This window comes from Magnetospira sp. QH-2 (assembly GCF_000968135.1).
Classification (GTDB): domain Bacteria; phylum Pseudomonadota; class Alphaproteobacteria; order Rhodospirillales; family Magnetospiraceae; genus Magnetospira.
In genome coordinates this window covers 3,213,252-3,229,626 of the sequence record NZ_FO538765.1, presented here as the reverse complement: position 1 = coordinate 3,229,626, position 16,375 = coordinate 3,213,252, and the positions used below count along the sequence as shown (strand labels likewise).

Below are 16,375 nucleotides of genomic sequence, written 5' to 3'. Positions count from 1 at the left end.
TGCGCTGATTCGCCTCGGTTCCCGTTCGATGGTATGATGGTTTGCGCTTCTCGATGACAACCGGACCCGGGAAATGGTCAGCCTTATTCCGCAATTGTATGGGTATCTAAACTACCTAGATAACACCTCCTTGAAGGTGGCGCCCGTGCAGAATCTGCCGGTGATTGGTCAGGCTAAAATCGGCGCGACCTACAGCGACAGTTCGGTCAATGACACAGTGAAGCTGAGTGACCTGGCCGAGCAGGTTATCGATTCCCCGACACCCGGCACCCTCTACGGCGCCAATCTGTCTGGGCACAATCTGCAAGGCATTGATCTGACGGGCGTCGAACTGGACAATGCCAACTTGGCCGGAGCCAATCTCAATCGCGCCGTGCTGACCAATGCCAGTCTCTATCGTGCCAATCTGACCGGCACGTCGTTTTTCGGTACCGACCTGCGCGGGGCGGATCTCAGCGCTACCACCGGACTTTCCGCCGAGGCCCTCGTCGGCGCGCGGCTGAGTGCCAATACGGTCTTACCCTTTGCGGTGCAGTTGGATCTCGACGCCCTGTTGTAGGGCCCGCAAACACGTCGCTTCTGACCGGCTTCGATCCAACGCGAAAAACGTGATCGGTCTCAACAGAGTCGCGCCGGTTCACTTTGCCGTCAAAATGGGCTATGGCATCGGCCATGGAAAACATCGCTGAAAAGCTCGCTGAGTTTTGGGTGCTGACCCGGGATGTCTGGCAGGATGGGGTCTATGGAGTGGATCTGGGCCGCATTGTCACGGCCCTGGGGATTTTCTTCGGATTCCTGATTGTCCGGCGCCTGTTTACCCGAGTGGTTATTCGATCCATACAGCGGGCCGTATCCCGGACCCGGACTACCTTGGATGATTTGGCCGTCACCGCCTTGGAAAAGCCTATCCGCTTTGTGCCCTTGGTGCTGGGAGCCTTCTTTGCCGTGGATTACCTGGATCTGCCGGGCACCTTGGATGAAATCGGCACCAATCTGGTCCGTTCGCTGATCGCCTTCACCATATTCTGGGCCCTGCATTCGCTGGTTAGTCCCATGAGCGGCCTGCTCGACCGGATGGAGCGCCTGTTCACCACCGCCATGGTCAATTGGACCGTCAGCGCCATCAAGGTGGTGGTCGTCGCCATCGGGGTCGCCACCATCCTGGAAATCTGGGGCATACAGGTGGCGCCAATCATTGCCGGGTTCGGGCTGTTCGGCGTCGCCGTGGCTCTGGGTGCGCAAGACCTGTTCAAAAACCTCATCGCCGGGCTGATGATTGTCGCCGAAAAACGCTTCCAGATCGGCGATTGGATCAAGGTGGACGGCGTGGTGGAGGGCACGGTGGAAAACATCGGTTTTCGCTCCACCTTGGTGCGTCGTTTCGACAAAGCGCCGGTGACCGTGCCCAACACGAAATTTTCCGATTCCGCCGTGATCAATTTCTCGGCCATGACCAACCGCCGGATCTATTGGCGCATCGGCCTGGAGTACCGTTCCAGCGTGGCCCAACTGCGCCGGGTACGCGACGAGATCGAGGCCTATGTATTGGGCAACGAGGATTTCGAAAAGCCGCCCCGGGTTTCCACTTTCGTACGCATCGACCGTTTTTCCGATTCCTCCATCGATGTCATGCTCTATTGCTTCACCAAGACCACCAAATGGGGTGAATGGCTGCGGGTCAAGGAAGATTTGGCCTATCGCATCAAGGAGATCGTCGAGGGCGCTGGAACCGGATTTGCCTTTCCCAGCCAGTCCCTTTATGTGGAAACCCTGCCCTCGGAGAATCCCGAGGATTTCACGCCACCCACGGAGATCCATACCCCATGAGCGTCAAGATCTATCACAATCCCCGCTGTTCCAAATCGCGCACCACCCTCGGTCTGATCGAGGAAAAGGGCATAACGCCAGAGATCGTTCTGTACCTGGATACCCCACCCAGCGCCGAGGAGTTGAAATCCATTCTGGCCATGCTCGGCAAGGGCCCGCGCGACATCATCCGCAAGAAAGAAGCCAAGGAAGAAGGTATTGACGGCTTGGACGGCGACGACCTGATTGCCGCTCTGGTCGAACACCCCCGCGCCATTGAGCGCCCCATCGTGGTCAACGGCGACCGTGCCGCCATGGGCCGCCCGCCGGAGAGCGTGCTGGAGATACTATAGTCGGCTGCACTGGTTTTGATGGGACGGATGCTTCGACAGGCTCAGCATGAGGGTCTCTATGATGCCAAGATTGTTAGCCTCACCCTGAGCTTGTCGAAGGGCGGGGCGGGCCGCTGTATTACCCCAGCAACGCCCCCACCTGCACCACCGCAAAGGCCAACAGCCAGCCGACCACCAGCGAGAAGCCGAGGGAGAACAGGGCCCAGTTCCAGCCTCCGGCCTCGCGCTTGATGGCGGCGAAGGTGGACATGCAAGGGCTATAGAGCAACAGGAATACCATCAAGGCAAAGGCGGTGATCGGTGTCATGGCCCCGGCCAAGGCACCCCGCAGGCCCTCGGAGCCGGTCTCGCTGCCATCGTTTTGGCCATAGAGCACGGCATAGCTGGCCACCACCATTTCCTTGGCGAAGAAGCCGGTGATGATGGAAACCGTGTCCTGCCAATTGAAACCCAGCGGCGCGAAGACCGGGCTGACCGCCTGGCCCATGCGGCCCAGATAGCTGTTTTCCACTCGTTCGCGTTCCTGCTCGACGCGTAGGGTGGCGATGGCGTCTTCGCGGGCCGCGCCTTCGGGCTGGGTGGCCTCGATGCGGGTGGCCTCGCCGTCGTAGTCGCGGCTGTAGTCCATCTCCTGCGGGAAGGCCTGCAGGAACCAGACCACCACCGAACCGACAACGATTACCCCGCCGACCATGCGCACGAAGTCCCAGGCCTTGTCCCACATGTGATAGAGAATGGCGCCGATGGTCGGCAGCCGGTAGGGCGGCAATTCCATGATAAAGGTCTCGGTGCCGCCACGCACCACGAAGCGGGTTAGGAAGACAGCCGCGCCCATGGCCGTCGCGATGCTGATCAGGTACATGGCGAAGATGACCTGTCCGGCATTCTCGGCGAAAAAGGCCCCCGACAGCAAAATAAAGGCAGGCAGCCGTTGGGAGCAGGACATGAAAGGGTTGATCAGAATCGCCACCAGCCGCGCCTGTGGACTCTCGATGGTCCGCGAGGCCATCACGGCGGGCACATTGCAGCCGAAGCCCATGACCAGCGGAATGAAGGCCTTGCCGTGCAGTCCGAATAGATGCATGGCCCGATCGACCAGGAACGAGGAGCGCGCCAGATAACCGGTTTCGCTGAACATGGCGATGAAGAAAAACAAAATAAGGATATAGGGCAGGAAGACAATCACCGCCCCCATTCCGGTGACCACCCCGTCGATGATCAGGTCATGCACCAGCCCGGCGGGCAACAGGGCGCTGATGCCATCGGAAATCCAGGAGACCGCGCCATCGATCCAATCGGCTGGATAATTGCCGAGGGTGAAAGTGGTCTCGAACATCAACCACATGAGGCCAAAAAAGATCGGCATGCCCAGCCAGCGGTTGAGCAGCAGCCGGTCCAGCCGGTGGGTCAGGTCATTGGCGTGCTCATGGGCCAAGGGACTGTCGCAGACTTCGCTGATCAGCCCGTGGATGAAGCCATAGCGAGCCGACGAAAACATGATCTCGGTGTCCTCGCCATGGTGCCGGGCCAAGTCAAAGCGTTCCCGGCGCACCATCTCGATCAACAGGCCGTGTTCGCCTTCCTGGCGCAGGATTTCGTCGTCGCCTTCCAGCAGCTTGATGGCCAGCCAGCGGCTTTGTTCCGCTTCCAGGGCGCCCGGGTGCAGGTCTCTGACCAGGTCCTGTACCCGGTCCAGGGCCTCTTCCAAATGGTTGTCGTAGGGGACGGCCTTGGGCTGGTCGTACAGGTGATTGGTGGCAACATCGATCACATGATCGAGCAGTTCGGTGACCCCGGCGCCGGTGGTGGCGACGGTCTCGATGGCATGGCCGCCGAGAATGGACTCCAAGCCCTCCAGGTCGACCGTGATACCCTTGCGGTGTGCCTCGTCGGCCATGTTGAGCGCGTAGAGGCGCGGGCGGCCCATCTCAATCAACTGAGTGGTCAAAAACAGGTTGCGGGCCAGGTTGCCCGCGTCCAGCACATTGAGAACGATGTCCGGACGCTGATATTGGATGAAGTCGCGGCCGATGCGCTCTTCCGGCGATTGCGATGTCAGGGAATAGATCCCCGGCAGATCGACCAGACGGATCTCCCAGCCCCGGTGTTCGATGGTGGTATGCTTGATCTTGACCGTCACGCGCGGGTAATTGCCGACGTTCTCCTTGGTGCCGGTGATGGCATTGTACAAAGAGGTCTTGCCGCAGTTGGGGTTGCCCACCAGGGCGACGGTCACGGTTTTGGTTTCCGCCGGCACGGGCGCGGCTTCGAGGGGGCCTTGGTCTTCGGGAGGGGTCAACGGAATTCCTTCAGGTAATGACTTTCGAACCAGCGCTTGGACCAATGGCCGAGCGCCGCCATGGGCAGCATTAGATTTCGCTTCGCATCGCGGTAGACCATCGTACCCTTGTCAATGCTATCAACGATACAGATCAGTTCCACCCGGAAAGTTTCGCTGGGTGTGCCGCCCGCCAGTTCGGTTAGAAGATTGGGGACCGCCGCCTTGGCCTGCAGGTCGGCCATATGGGCCTGCTTGGGCATCCAGTCCGGGCCTTTGAAGGAGCCCGTGTCGCCGACCACGTAAGTCTTCTCCCAGCCTTCCACCCGGCAGTGCATATCCGCGCGGACCATGCCGCCCTCGGACAGGGGCAGATCCGTATCGGCAAGCCAGGCAGGACCGGTGAGGCCGGGCATGAACAGGATCATGTCGGCGGCGACTTCGCCGCCTTCGGTTTTTATCTTGTCGGCTTCAAAGCCTTTCATCTTGTGGCCCAGATGGGTCTTCACGCCGCGCTTGGCCATTTCCTTGAGCAGCCTGTCCACCGCTTTTTCGCCCATGCGAATGCCGGGCTTGGGGGCGGGGGAGAAAAACACCAGCTCGAACTTCTCGCGGCATTTCTGTTTGCGCAGGTAGGTGTCGATGCCGAACAGGAACTCGAACATGGGCCCGCCGCGCACGCCGCTGGGCTCCTTCGGGTTGCCGCCAAATCCCATGGCGATGGTCCCGCCGCCCGAGGCCATCATCTCATGCAGCCGGTCGTGGATCTGCTGTGCCTCGGCGACGCCAGAGCAGGGCACGATGGCATGCTCGATGCCGGGCAGCTTGCGGATGAAACGTCCACCCGAGGCGATGATCAGGCCGTCGTTGGCGACTTTTTCGCTACTCGCGACCACCGTTCGTCCGCCGTCTTCCAGGCCGGTCACGGCGCCTTGATGGAAGTCGATGCGGTTTTCCTTCAAGAAGTGATCCAGCGGGATGATGAGATCTTCACCGCGGCGCACCTTGGTCGGGACCCAGATCAGGCTGGGGGCGTAAACAAATTCTTTTTTCGGCGCGATCAAGGTGATGGTCGCGTCCGGGGCTTGGCGGCGCATTTGCCGCGCGGCGGTCAAGCCACCGAAACCGGCGCCGATGATGCTGATCCGAGTCATTTGTCTGAGATCCTCCTTGGCTACAGCCCTCTCATAAAGGCCGGACGCAGATCCCGCAAGCCTTCCCGAGCGGCGCGGATCTCGCCTGTCAGCCGTTCCCGGTCGCGGGGCAGGTTCCCGGCCAGCGCCAGGGCGTTGGAGGCATGGTTGGAGCGAAAGATCACCGGCTTGGGCGGATCGATTTGGGCGACGAAGCGTTCCTGCTCGGCCAGAATGCCCTCGTCATCCTGAAAGGCAAAGGGGGCGCCGTACTTTAACAGGAAATCCGCTTCCGCTTCGGGCTCCAGATAAAGCTGTAAGGTGGAGAGAAAGGTCAGCGGTGCCTGGTTGACCACCGCCACCGTGCCATCAATATGATCCTGCCAGCGGTCTTTACCGCCGAGACCCAGCACCACCGTGGCCGAGACCTTCAATCCGGCCTCCCGGGCCCGGGTCAGACCCTGGACCATGGCCTTGGGGGTGGTGCCCTTGCGGATGCGCTTGAGAATGTCCGGCGAGCCTGATTCGATGCCCACGTATAACAGACTCAGGCCGCGCTCTTTCAGTTGCGCCAATTCATCCACCGATTTGCGCAACAGGTTGATCGGCGTGGCATAGCAGGAAATCCGGCTCAGACGGGGCAGGCGGGCTTTGAGGTGATCCAGCAAGGCGAACCAATGGTCCATGGGCAGTACCAGCGCATCCCCATCGGCGACGAACACCCGGTGCGCCGTTGGCCAATCAGCCGCCAGGCGGTCAATCCGGGCCAGTGTCTCGGCCAGCGGGCGGGCTTGATAGTTCTTGCTCTTGTACATGGAGCAAAAGGTACAGCCGTTGAATGAACAGCCCAAGGTCGCCTGAACAATCAGGTTGTTGCCCTCGCTAGGCGGGCGGTAGAGAGGCATGTCATACATGGCAATGCGCATTCCGTTTGACGCCGGGAGCCACCATCTTAAACTGCCGCCATGAGCAACCAAACCGATTCCGTATCCGTTGAGGCCGACCGCCTGTTTCAAGCGGCTTTGCAGGCCCACAAGGCCGACAAGCTGGAAGACGCTATCCGGCTCTATCATCAAGTGCTTCAGCGTCGGCCTGGCGCCGTGGATGCCTTGGGAAACATGGGCGCCGCACTGCGGTCTTTGGGCAAGTACGCGGCGGCAGCGGCTTGTCAGCAAAGGGCTGTCGCCCTATTGCCCGAGCGGGCCTCGTTCCATTCGAATTTAGGCAATGCCCTGCGCGATCTGGACCGGCAACCCGAAGCCCTGTCCGCCCATCGCAAGGCGGTGCGTCTGGATCCGTCCAGTGGCGGTACCTGGTACAACATGGGGCTGGTGTTGCAGGATCTGGGTAATCTGGACGAAGCCATTGTCTGTTTCGACAAGGCCTTGGAACTGGAGCCGCAGAACGGCAAATGTCATTGGGACCGCGCCCTGGCCATTTTGCTGACCGGAGAGTTGGAAAGAGGCTTCGAGGCCTATGAAGCGCGCTGGAAGCTTCCCGATACGCCGCGCCATGGCCTGCCCGACGAACAGCTCTGGGACGGACAGGACCCGGCGGGCAAGACCATCTTTCTGCACCAAGAACAAGGTTTCGGTGACACCATCCAGTTCATCCGTTATGCGCCCATGGTCAAGGCTCTGGGGGCGACCGTGGTGGTTTCGTGCCACGAGGCCCTGATCGGGCTGTTTTCCTCCGTTGGCGGCATTGATCGATTGGTGCCCAAGGGAACGGATCCGGGGCCGTTTGATTGGCATGCGCCGTTGTTGTCTCTGCCGCGGATCTTCGGCACCACCATGGCCGATATCCCCGCCACGGTGCCCTATGTAAAAGCGCCATCAAATCCGGCGGTGATTCTGCCGCCGGTGCTGACGGGATCACGTCGGGTGGGTATCGTTTGGGGCGGCAGCCCGACCCATCGCAACGACCGTCGCCGAAGCGCGCCGTTCGACAAGTTCATCGATCTGGCCGGGCATGCGGACGTGACTCTGGTCAGCCTGCAAAAGGGCGGTCGGGAACAGGAACTGGCCCGCACCGGAGCAGGGGCTCTGATCACCAACCTGGGACCGAAGCTGGAAGACTTTACCCATACGGCGTCGGCCATTGCACAGTTGGATCTGCTGATTACCGTCGATACCTCCGTGGCCCATCTGGCCGGGGCGATGAATTGTCCCGCCTGGGTATTGGTGCCCTATGCACCAGATTGGCGGTGGATGCGCGAACGAGAGGATAGTCCTTGGTATCCCAGCCTGCGGTTATTCCGCCAACCCACTCCCGGGGACTGGGATGGAGTCTTTGAGCGGGTCAACCAGGCGTTGGCGGACAGCGCCAGATAACCGATTCGCTGCCGCCACAGGCCGTTGCGATGAGATCCGCAGCGCCGGTCACGTCGAATGCAGCGGGCAGTTTCAACAGATGGGATAGGCAGTGGCGGCAATCGCTGCTGCCGAATCCGGGCACCGGTGTTTCCGCGCCGTGATCGGCAATCAGATGATCGGCGATAGCGCATTCGGTGCCATCGGGAAAGGCCGCCACCGCCCGCACACCGGCCGCATTGGTCAGCCGGTCGATATGCCAGCGCACGGATTTGGCGGATTTTACGTGTCGACCGCATCGGGCGCGGATTCCCCCGGGTCCCCGAGCACTTCCCGCATAGACATAGAGTCCCGGGGCCAACCGTTCGCCGTTGGGCAGGGCCAGAGGTGCCAGCAGGTCCATGACCAGGGCATAAGCACCGGGTAGATTGGGTAGATCAGAGGTTTTTTCGATGGTCGTCTTCATGGCGCTTTTTATCTCAATTTGTGCCACCGCAATAATGCGTTAAACTTCCCGTGACTATAACCTTCTTACGTATTCAATGATCCAGGAGTCTCCCAGGTGAGTCAGGAACGCCCCCGCCGCCGCGCATCCAGGCGCCGCCGCCGCGAGATCGTTCCCGTCGGTGAGCCGGAAACCGCTCTGGCACCCGATGAGGCAGAAGCCGCCCCTTCGGCGCCGCCACGCGGCGAACCCACCGGGTTTTCTGCCTGGCTGATGAAGCTGTTTGGACCCACGCCAAAGAAACCCAAGGGGCCCACACTAAAGGTCTGTATCGCGCCGCTGGGCAACGACCCACAAGGGGCGCTGTCCTTTATGCTGACCGAGATTCTACGCACGGGACCGGCACTATCGGTGGTGCCTCTCAAGACACCATTGGAAGTGCCGCTGACCGATGATCCCATCAAAGCGGTTTCCACGGCGGCTCTCGCCGCTCGGAATCTGTTGGCCCAGGAAGGCGGCGACCTGCTGGTCTGGGGCGCCGCGATCAACGGTGGATCGTTGCTGGACCTGTATTTATTGCCCGCCGTGCCCGATGACAACGACCGTCCCGGCAACCCGGGTAGTAGTGGCCATCTGGTGATTCCCGTATCGCCCGGGGATGTGCTGAGTCTGCTGCTTCGGGCCTTGGCCCTGGCCGCCGGATCGGTGCGACCGACCCCGGCCAGCCTCGCGGCCCGCAATGCCTTGGAGCCCACCTTGAATGCGGTACAGTCTTCCGGGCAGCCGCCCCCCATGGAACTGGATCCTCGCCAAAGGGCCTTGCTTCAGGCGGCCTTCGGCCATCTGGCGACCATGGTGGGCTGGCAAGGCGGCCTGGTCGAATGGTTGGCGCGAGCCGAAGAGGCCTTGGCCGCCGCGTTGCAAGGATTGGCGCCGGAAACGTCGCCTTTGGACTGGGCCATGGTTCAGCGCAGCATGGGCAATCTATTGCTCATTCGTGCCGAACGGGGACAAGCCGCCGACACCGCCGAGACCTTGGAAAAAGCCGCCGAGGCCATGGAAGCGGCCTTGACCATCTATAAACCCGACAGTTTTCCTTCCGAATGGGCGGCGCTGCAATACCGACTGGCGCAGACCCTGCACCGGTTGGACCGGGAAAGCAGTGATGCCGATCTGCTGAAAAAGGCCATTACCGCCTATCAGGCGTCCTTGCGGGTCTATACGCGCGCCACTGTGCCGCAGCGCTGGGCCGAAGTGCACAACAGCCTGGCTTTGGCTGCCCAGGTGTTAGGCGAGGATCTCCGCAATATCGAGCTATTGGAAAAAGCCGTTCAGGCCTGCCGCTCGGCGCTGGAGGAACGGACTCGGGAGGGGCATCCCGGCGCTTGGGCCTCTACCCGCCACAACATGGCCTCTGCGCTGTTTCTGCTCGGCCGCTCGACGGGCGAGCGCGAAATCTTGGAGGAGGCACAGGAGGCCTTTGCCGAAGTGGTCGACTATTACCGGGAGCAAGGATCGGAGAAATCAGCTCTCGTGGCGGCGCGCAATCTGGAGAAGGTCGAGGAAACTCTGAAGACCACATCGCCACGCGGACGCAGCTACCTGCCGCCGCAGGAACCGGTAGACCCGGCGGCCGATGACGATGCCGGCGACGAGGAAACGCCGTAGGGTCCAGATCAAGTCGTGTTTGATCGGAGTCAGGCGTGATTGCGCAGCATCAGTTCCTTGGGGTGGGGTTCCAAATAGGTCTGTCCCGCCAGATATTCAATCTCGAAGCGGCGGACGAAATGGCCAATCAGGGTGATCGGCACGATCAGCGGGACCAACCCGTTGCGGTAATCCTCGATCAGATCCGACAGCTCCGCCCGATCTCCGGCGTCGATCTGTTTTTTTACATAGCCAGCCATGTGGCGCAAGGCATTGGCATGGCGGCCCGGTGTGGCTTTTCTTGCCATCCCGGCCATGAATCGAGCTTTGTAATCGCGGGCCAGATCCGACCGGTCCCGTGCCTTGGCTTTGGCCACCAATTGCCCCAGGCTTTTGTATGTCGCTGGGTCATGGGCCATCAGCAGCAGTTTCTCGCGGCTGTGGAAGGTCACCAGATCGCCAATGGTCCAAGGGCTGGATAAAAATCGCCTGAGGCGATGATGGGCGAACAGGCATTCGATGAAAGTCTCGCGTAATAGCGGGTCGTTGAGACGTCCTTCTTCTTCCACCGGCATATCGGGCAAGGTGCGGGTCACCGCCTCGGCGAACAGGCCCCGCCCATTGGCGTCGGGGACGCCCTTGGCCCCATAGCGCTTGACCCGGAACAGGCCGCAAGACGGGGACTTGCTTTTGAAGATGTACCCATCCAAAGGTTGGGCGGCCAGGTCGGCAGCGGTTGCCGTGGCGAAATCGATCATGTTTTGCGTGTGATCCGTGGCACTGCGAGTCCCCAACAGACGGGTTTCGTCGCCGTCGGCCACCAGCCGGATCGGCTCCCGGGGGATGCCCAGGCCAATGGCCATTTCCGGACAGACCGCCCGATAGCTCACATATTGACCTAATTGGTCAAGAACGAAGGGGTTCTTTTTGTGGCCGCCATCATGGCGCACGGACTCGCCCATCAGGCAGGTGGAAACTCCAATGATAATCCCCGTGTCATCCATCCGGTGTTTCCAGCAACCGGCGCAGGCTCTTGGTGCCGCCCCTGAAGGAATAGGCCTGATAGCCCGCCTGTTGCAGGTGTTCCGCCAAGACTGCCGATTGGGTGGCTTGGCCGCAATAGAGCACCATGACCGTGTCCTGGTCGAAACGGTTCATTTCACCGAGCAGCGATCCGGCGTTGTACCAGCGGGCGCCGGGCGCATGCCATTGTTCGTGGTCACCTTCGTCTTGCAGATCGATCAACTGCGCCCCCTCGGGGATCTTGTCCACCAGCACATAGTCCCGCGACAGATCCGCCGTCGTGAGTCGCGCCAGATAGAGGGTTCTCACATTCTGTAACGCATGATCAAGAAGCGCGCTGTCCATCTTCTCTTCTTCCCGGTCCAGCCGTCCGATATGGCTTTTGACCGCCGGGCGCTTGCGATTCAAGGCGCAGTACTCCGGCACCTTCTCAGACAGCTTGGCGGTGCCGATCACGCGGGTGAGCTGAACGATATCCCGCTTCTCAAAGCCGATCAGCGGGCGCAGTACCGGCAGGTCGGCCACCGGGTCAATGGAGTTCAGGTTGCTCAGGGTCTGGGATGAAACCTGCCCCAGGGCCTCGCCGGTGACGATGGCATCGCAATGGGTGCGGCGGGCCATTTGGCAGCCGACACGGTACATCTGCCTTTTGAGCACCACCTGCCAGAATTCCGGATCGGTATGGGCGCGCAGGTCGGCTACCACGTCTTGAAGGTCCACCACATGCAGCCGGGCTTCCATGCCCGCGCCCCAGCGGTCGGTCAGGGTCTTGATGATTTCCACCACGCTGCGTTCGTAGGCCCCCCCGGCCAGATTACAGAACACGAACTCCACCGCCGCGCCGCGCCGCATCATGTACCAGGCAGCGGCCACGGAATCGAAGCCACCGGAGACAAGCGTCGCCACCTTTCCCTGAATACCGATGGGAAAGCCGCATTGGCCCTCGATGCGGCGGGCGTGAAACATGGCCTTGTCGCCACGGATGTCCAGGCGCACGGTGATATCTGGATTGTCCAGATTGACGGTTCCAAAGGGGTTCAGCGCCGCGCCAATTTGCCGCTCGAGATCCGGTGACCGGAATAGCCGACGCCCGATACATTTGGCCCGCACCGCATAGGTCCGACCGCTGATCTCGTCGGCGTACAGGTCCTTGGCGGTTTGACAAAAGGTCTCCATGTCGCCGGTGACGACCCGATCCACGGGCGCCAGCGAGGCCACGCCGAAGACCCTTTGGCAGGCATCGATCGTTTCTTCGCGTTTGTCGGTGCGCAGCAGGATGCGGCCTTCGTCCACATCCATGTCCTGGGCGATGCCGCAACTCTTAAGCATGGCCTTTAGATTGGTGCGCAAAGCCTGTTCGAAGCGTCGCCGAGTGCCCGAGGCCTTGAGGAGGATCTCCGGTGCCGGTCGGACAATAAACAGATGGGGCAGGTCTTGAGGTTGATTTTCCATGGACCGGCTTTATCAAAGCCCGCGACCCGGTGCAATGGTCACATAAATTCGGCCTGCAATTTGGGGTTGACTTTGTGGCAGCTTGTATTAGCATGCAGCGTGTCATTCACCTTAAAAGAGACTGTGGAGTCCTGATGCCAATCCCATCGAACAAACAATCCTTATGCCGCGTCGCGGTCGCAAGCCTATCCGTCCCGGGTGGTGTCTTGTCGCACGCACATGAGACTCGATTGCCGGGAACGCCTGTCTCGTAGACCATCAACCAGATGTCCGCGTTTGACAAACCCCTCCCGGAACCGATCCGGGAGGGGTTTTTCGTGGGCGCTCGGATTCAGACAAATGCCAACGGGAGCGGCAATACGGCCGTATCCCGATCCCAAAAAAGGGAAGGAGTGTAACCATGAACCAGTTTGACATCATCCAGGGCGAAGGCGTGCCCATCCAGGCCTGGACGCGCGGCGTCCCGGTGGAGGAAAAAGCCGAACAGCAGCTGCGCAATGTGGCGTCCCTGCCGTTTGTTCATCATCATGTGGCGGTCATGCCCGATGTGCATTGGGGCTATGGCGCGACCGTGGGATCGGTCATCCCGGCCAAGGGAGCGATCATTCCCGCCGCCGTCGGGGTGGATATCGGCTGCGGCATGATGGCGGTGCAAACCTCGCTGACCTCCCAGCGGCTGCCTGACAATCTGCAAGACCTGCGCAACAGTATTGAGCGTGCGGTTCCCCATGGGCGTACGGGGCGCGGTCATCAGAAAAGCGACCGGGGGGCCTGGGGCAATCCGCCCGATCGGGTGGCCCAGGTCTGGTCCCATGGGTCCAACCGCAAGGGTAGCCTGGAAGAAGGCTTCGACCGGCTCGTCGAGGCCCATCCGAAGCTGCGCAAGGCCAACCATGTGCATCACCTGGGCACCCTGGGAACGGGCAATCATTTCATCGAGATCTGCCTCGACGAAGCGGACCGGGTCTGGGTGATGCTGCATTCGGGTTCGCGCGGTGTGGGGAACCGCATCGGAACCTACTTTATCGAGCTGGCCCGCAAAGATATGGAACGATACTTCATTAATCTGCCGGATCGGGATCTGGCCTACTTCCCCGAGGGCACCGATCACTTCGATGACTACGTCCAGGCGGTCTCCTGGGCCCAGGCCTATGCCCTGGCCAACCGGGAGGTGATGATGGATGCCGTTCTGGCGGTGATGGGTAAGATGTTCCGACGCTTTGACGTGGGCGACGTGGCGGTCAACTGCCACCACAACTATGTGGCCCGCGAGCAGCATTTCGGTGCCCAGGTCTGGGTGACCCGCAAGGGCGCCGTGAGTGCGCGCAAGGACGAACTGGGGATCATCCCCGGTTCCATGGGCGCCCGCTCCTATATCGTCCGTGGTCGCGGGAACAAGGAGTCCTTTTGTTCTTGTTCACACGGGGCCGGTCGGCTCATGTCCCGGGGCGAGGCGCGCCAGCGTTTCACCCTGGCCGATCACCGGGCAGCCACCGAAGGCGTCGAATGTCGCAAGGACAAGGAAGTCATCGACGAGACTCCGCAGGCCTACAAGGATATCGATGCGGTGATGGCGGCCCAGACGGATCTGGTGGAGGTGGTCCATACCCTCAAACAGGTAGTCTGCGTGAAGGGCTAAAGCTTATTTTGTCAGGGCCATGAACAACTGCGGCAGCTTTTCGGGTAGGCGTTCCACATTGTCGATCACCGTGTATTGGCTGCCGAAGATGTCCTTGACGTAGGCATCGGCGGCGCGATCCAGGTTGATGCAGTAGGTATAGATGCCCTTCTGGCTGAGTTCCTGGACCGCCTTGTAGCTGTCCTTGGTCAGGTGCTGGCCGTCGTCCACGTCGATGTCCGAAGGCTCGCCGTCGGTCAGCACCAACAGCAGCTTCTTTTCCGCCTGTCGATGGGCCAACCGCTCTCCGGCATGGCGCAGGGCCGCGCCCATGCGGGTTGAATAGCCAGCCTCGATGGCGCCCAGGCGTCCCTTGACCGCGTCGTTCCAGCCTTCGCTGTAACCTTTGATATGCTGGAAGCGGACTTCGTGGCGGGTGTTGGACGAGAAGCCGGCGATAGCAAACTCATCGCCCAGCCGGTCGATGGCCCAGCCGAGCAGGGAGACCGCTTCCTGGCTCAGTTCCAAAACCGTTTGAGAGCATCCCTCGGGAATATCGCCCACCGATTGGGACAGATCGAGCAGCAAGGAAACGGCTATGTTCCGCCCGTCCGTGCGATGGTTCATGTTGATCCGCGGGTCGGGCGTCGCCCCGGCCCTGAAATCGATCAGCGAACGGATGGCCACGTCCAGATCCAGTTCCGAGCCTTCTTCCTGATAGCGCTGACGCACATATTGCTGCGGCTTCAAAAGATCAAGCATCTGCTTCATGCGTTTGGCCAATTGGGCATGCTTGCCCAGCAAGGCTTCAATCCGGTCGGCGTCCCCCGGCGGGTGCAGACTCTCATACAGGCTCACCCAATCAGGGCGATAGGTCTTGGAATGATAGTCCCACTCGGGATAGTGCCGCGGCGGCAGACCCTTGTCTTCTTCTTGCTCTTCGGGCGCGGAGCTGTCGCGCTCGTCGAACATTTCCTCGTCGTCGCTCAGTTCGTGGTATTTCCACATGTGCCGATTGTCATCGCGGTAATCCACCTCGGTATCGGCAAAGTACATTTTGGGGGATTGGTCCTGTTGGCGCCGGGTCCGGGCGATAAAACTGACCGCCAGCAAGGAAGTGTCCTGGGTCGAGCTTTCGCCGTCAGCCAACAGGCCATGAAATTTATCCACGTATTCCAGCAGATCCGGATTCTTGTAACCATGGGCGGCATTGAGCACCGCGTAGGAGAACATGGCCAGCCGGTGGCGGATGCAGGATTCCACCTCCGGGTCGCAGGCGTCTTCCTTGGGGTGTGGATGCAACTTGAGGAGCAATGTGCGCAGGCCCGGATACTCGCGCATGGCCAAGGCCTCGACCCGGCAGTCTTCAAAGGTCTCCACGGCCACTCGCTGAAACGGGCTGAAATTGTCGGCGAAGATGGCCTGAGTCCAGCGGCGGTGGGCAGCCATATGGGCGAGGAGTACGCGGAACCGGTCCGTTCCCTTGACCCCGCCGGCTTCGCGGCCACCGTCCAGGTCATCATAGACGTCTGGCACCCTCAGGCCCAGGTCGTCGAAATAGGGCATGGGCTTGCGCAACTCGTCGAAGCCCAGGGAGTAGGGAATGAAATGGACTTTCTCGGTCCACAAGCTGCGCATGTAGAGGCTCATCTTGCGCTCCACGTCGGCGAACAGGGTGCCGTGGCGTTCCTTTTGCAGCATGGCCTTGGAGTCGGCGGATTGCAGGGAGAAGTAGTCCTTCTGCCGCTCCGGATGATCCATGTAGTGGCGCTCGCCGTAATCGATCCAGTTTTTCATGCCCTCCAGCGATAGTTGGTTGAGAAGATAGGGCATATGGTTGAGCATTTCCGGCAGACCGGGGCTGGGGAAGGTGGCGTGATGGCCGTGAATGGAGCCGGTGGTGGCATCCATGAATTCGAACAGCATGGTGATGTAGCGGCTGAACGACTCCGGGGAGCCCAGACGTCGGGAAGCTTCACCCAGAGTCTGCAAGAACGGCAGGATAGACTTGCCGTTGGGGGTGCGGGACATCTTCCAGACCGACTGGCTGACCAGTTCGATCACCGGCTCGCCGAGTCTTTGCGCGATCACCGGCATTTCTTCCAGATACACATGGACCGGCTCGTAGCCGCGCCCGATCATGCAGATCAGCGAACCCCCGTCGAGCAGGTCCTTGACCCCGTCCCGGGATAGCCGGTTGGTGGCATCCTCCATGATCCCGGCAAAGGCGGTATCGAGCTGCTCGAATCCGCATTTGAGCTGCCCGCGCAGGTCTTCCAGTTCAGCCGCACTGAGAGTCATGGTGACT

Annotated in this window: 13 protein-coding genes; 6 read left to right on the top strand and 7 right to left on the bottom strand. The window is 60.9% G+C overall.

All coding sequences use genetic code 11. The features are described from left to right. Positions 1 to 73: 73 nt before the first annotated feature. The 3 genes from MGMAQ_RS19810 to arsC all read left to right on the top strand — a co-directional run bounded on the left by MGMAQ_RS19810 (position 74) and on the right by arsC (position 2,159). Positions 74 to 559, top strand: coding sequence for a pentapeptide repeat-containing protein (locus MGMAQ_RS19810; protein WP_052716436.1), 486 nt, complete (start codon positions 74 to 76; stop codon positions 557 to 559). Between the two features lie 113 nt (positions 560 to 672). Further along, entirely contained in the window at positions 673 to 1,827 is a 1,155-nt protein-coding gene (locus MGMAQ_RS15200; protein ID WP_052716591.1) for a mechanosensitive ion channel family protein, read from the top strand. After that, a complete protein-coding gene (gene arsC / locus MGMAQ_RS15195; RefSeq protein ID WP_046022218.1) occupies positions 1,824 to 2,159 on the top strand; it encodes an arsenate reductase (glutaredoxin) in 336 nt (111 codons plus the stop codon). The genes MGMAQ_RS15200 and arsC overlap by 4 nt, the downstream gene beginning before the upstream one ends. Before the next feature lie 118 nt (positions 2,160 to 2,277). Here arsC and feoB read toward each other — a convergent pair whose 3' ends face one another. Genes feoB through MGMAQ_RS15180 form a run of 3 tightly spaced genes read right to left on the bottom strand, consistent with a single transcriptional unit; the run spans position 2,278 to position 6,484 of the window. Further along, on the bottom strand, positions 2,278 to 4,458 hold the full coding sequence (feoB, locus tag MGMAQ_RS15190; RefSeq protein ID WP_252508641.1) for a ferrous iron transport protein B: 2,181 nt from the start codon (positions 4,456 to 4,458) through the stop codon (positions 2,278 to 2,280). Then, positions 4,455 to 5,591 carry an NAD(P)/FAD-dependent oxidoreductase gene (locus MGMAQ_RS15185; protein ID WP_046022217.1) on the bottom strand — a complete coding sequence of 379 codons (1,137 nt, stop codon included), beginning with the start codon at positions 5,589 to 5,591 and terminating at the stop codon, positions 4,455 to 4,457. The genes feoB and MGMAQ_RS15185 overlap by 4 nt, the downstream gene beginning before the upstream one ends. Positions 5,592 to 5,611: 20 nt before the next feature. Beyond that, entirely contained in the window at positions 5,612 to 6,484 is an 873-nt protein-coding gene (locus tag MGMAQ_RS15180) for a radical SAM protein (protein WP_252508640.1), read from the bottom strand. A gap of 51 nt (positions 6,485 to 6,535) precedes the next feature. Here MGMAQ_RS15180 and MGMAQ_RS15175 point away from each other — a divergent pair, with 51 nt between their 5' ends. Then, on the top strand, positions 6,536 to 7,903 hold the full coding sequence (locus tag MGMAQ_RS15175) for a tetratricopeptide repeat protein (protein WP_046022215.1): 1,368 nt from the start codon (positions 6,536 to 6,538) through the stop codon (positions 7,901 to 7,903). Here MGMAQ_RS15175 and MGMAQ_RS15170 read toward each other — a convergent pair. Next, positions 7,872 to 8,348: a DUF123 domain-containing protein gene (locus MGMAQ_RS15170; RefSeq protein WP_046022214.1), complete on the bottom strand. Its 477-nt coding sequence runs from the start codon at positions 8,346 to 8,348 to the stop codon at positions 7,872 to 7,874. The two genes, MGMAQ_RS15175 and MGMAQ_RS15170, sit on opposite strands and share 32 nt — an antisense overlap. Before the next feature lie 96 nt (positions 8,349 to 8,444). Between MGMAQ_RS15170 and MGMAQ_RS15165 the strand changes: the two genes are divergently transcribed. Beyond that, positions 8,445 to 9,995 (top strand): tetratricopeptide repeat protein, encoded by a 1,551-nt coding sequence (locus MGMAQ_RS15165; protein WP_046022213.1) that lies wholly within the window; start codon positions 8,445 to 8,447, stop codon positions 9,993 to 9,995. Between the two features lie 29 nt (positions 9,996 to 10,024). On the opposite strand, the gene MGMAQ_RS15160 is transcribed toward MGMAQ_RS15165, so the two are convergent. Beyond that, positions 10,025 to 10,978 (bottom strand): DUF523 and DUF1722 domain-containing protein, encoded by a 954-nt coding sequence (locus tag MGMAQ_RS15160; protein WP_046022212.1) that lies wholly within the window; start codon positions 10,976 to 10,978, stop codon positions 10,025 to 10,027. Beyond that, complete coding sequence (locus MGMAQ_RS15155; protein ID WP_046022211.1) at positions 10,971 to 12,449, bottom strand: THUMP domain-containing protein; 1,479 nt, start codon at positions 12,447 to 12,449, stop codon at positions 10,971 to 10,973. Before MGMAQ_RS15155 ends, MGMAQ_RS15160 begins: the two co-directional genes overlap by 8 nt. A 400-nt stretch (positions 12,450 to 12,849) precedes the next feature. Between MGMAQ_RS15155 and MGMAQ_RS15150 the strand changes: the two genes are divergently transcribed. Further along, a complete protein-coding gene (locus MGMAQ_RS15150) occupies positions 12,850 to 14,088 on the top strand; it encodes an RtcB family protein (RefSeq protein ID WP_046022210.1) in 1,239 nt (412 codons plus the stop codon). Between the two features lie 3 nt (positions 14,089 to 14,091). Here the strand turns inward: MGMAQ_RS15150 and MGMAQ_RS15145 are convergent, their stop codons facing one another. Further along, the gene (locus tag MGMAQ_RS15145; RefSeq protein WP_046022209.1) at positions 14,092 to 16,368 is read right to left on the bottom strand and encodes a nitric oxide reductase activation protein NorD; all 2,277 of its coding nucleotides are present in this window, start codon (positions 16,366 to 16,368) and stop codon (positions 14,092 to 14,094) included. Positions 16,369 to 16,375 lie beyond the last annotated feature (7 nt).

Bases quoted from the DNA above. Each gene is read 5' to 3' on its own strand.
- MGMAQ_RS19810 (WP_052716436.1), top strand. From the start codon at position 74: ATGGTCAGCCTTATTCCGCAATTGTATGGGTATCTAAACTACCTAGAT.
- MGMAQ_RS15200 (WP_052716591.1), top strand. From the start codon at position 673: ATGGAAAACATCGCTGAAAAGCTCGCTGAGTTTTGGGTGCTGACCCGG.
- arsC (WP_046022218.1), top strand. From the start codon at position 1,824: ATGAGCGTCAAGATCTATCACAATCCCCGCTGTTCCAAATCGCGCACC.
- MGMAQ_RS15185 (WP_046022217.1), bottom strand. From the start codon at position 5,591: ATGACTCGGATCAGCATCATCGGCGCCGGTTTCGGTGGCTTGACCGCC.
- MGMAQ_RS15180 (WP_252508640.1), bottom strand. From the start codon at position 6,484: ATGTATGACATGCCTCTCTACCGCCCGCCTAGCGAGGGCAACAACCTG.
- MGMAQ_RS15175 (WP_046022215.1), top strand. From the start codon at position 6,536: ATGAGCAACCAAACCGATTCCGTATCCGTTGAGGCCGACCGCCTGTTT.
- MGMAQ_RS15170 (WP_046022214.1), bottom strand. From the start codon at position 8,348: ATGAAGACGACCATCGAAAAAACCTCTGATCTACCCAATCTACCCGGT.
- MGMAQ_RS15160 (WP_046022212.1), bottom strand. From the start codon at position 10,978: ATGGATGACACGGGGATTATCATTGGAGTTTCCACCTGCCTGATGGGC.
- MGMAQ_RS15155 (WP_046022211.1), bottom strand. From the start codon at position 12,449: ATGGAAAATCAACCTCAAGACCTGCCCCATCTGTTTATTGTCCGACCG.
- MGMAQ_RS15150 (WP_046022210.1), top strand. From the start codon at position 12,850: ATGAACCAGTTTGACATCATCCAGGGCGAAGGCGTGCCCATCCAGGCC.
- MGMAQ_RS15145 (WP_046022209.1), bottom strand. From the start codon at position 16,368: ATGACTCTCAGTGCGGCTGAACTGGAAGACCTGCGCGGGCAGCTCAAA.